Annotated in this window: 1 protein-coding gene; it reads right to left on the minus strand. The window is 47.2% G+C overall.

The genetic code is table 11. The features are described from left to right. A partial coding sequence (locus R8N49_RS26605; protein WP_318190382.1) for a serine protease occupies positions 1-771 on the minus strand: 771 nt, incomplete at both ends.

Raw genomic sequence — 771 nt, forward strand, 5'->3', positions numbered from 1 at the left:
GCCGTTGTCGCTAAATCCTGAAACATTAGTGTCTTCTGGATCAAAGCCTGAATCACCTTCGCTAAGGTAATCCTCTAAGGCTGCTAAGCTTGCGTTATAAACGGTTTTGACCCCGGAACTGGTTCTTGCCTCTATCCACGAGGTGTAATTCAGAATCTCTGTGAAGACGCTCGGAATGGCCGCCGACTCACAAATGGATGAGCCGTAGCTCACAATCCCGATTTGCTGATACATACCGTTGCTGTCTTGATAGGTGAGTGGGCCGCCAGAGTCTCCGCTACATATTCCGGTATAGCTACGGTCTGGAAAGCCATTTGCACAAATGTTTTCTTGGTCGTTATACCCCACAACGAGAGAAGCACATTGGGCATCAGAAAGCGGTTGAACCTCCGCCCATCGTAAATAGTTCGGGCCACTGGTGTCGGTCGTGGACGTTTGTCCCAATCCAAAGATTTGATAAACCGATTCGCCGCTGTAATCGCCAAAATCTTGAGGCAGAGTGATGGACTGAACGTTATCGGTAATTGGTCGGGTTAACTCCAATACCGCCAAGTCGTTAATCCACAGGTCATTAGGATCATAGTTGGGATGAATCGTAATAGTGCGAACGTCTTTGAACTCTTCGACATAAACATCGTTCATGGTTGGATTTTTTACCAGAACACGAAGATCGTTCGCTGTCCAACCGTCAGTAAAAACCGAGGATTCTACGCAGTGGGCGGCCGTTAATATGAAACGATCATTAACGATAGAACCACCACAAATATTCGC

This window comes from Vibrio sp. 1978 (assembly GCF_033344345.1).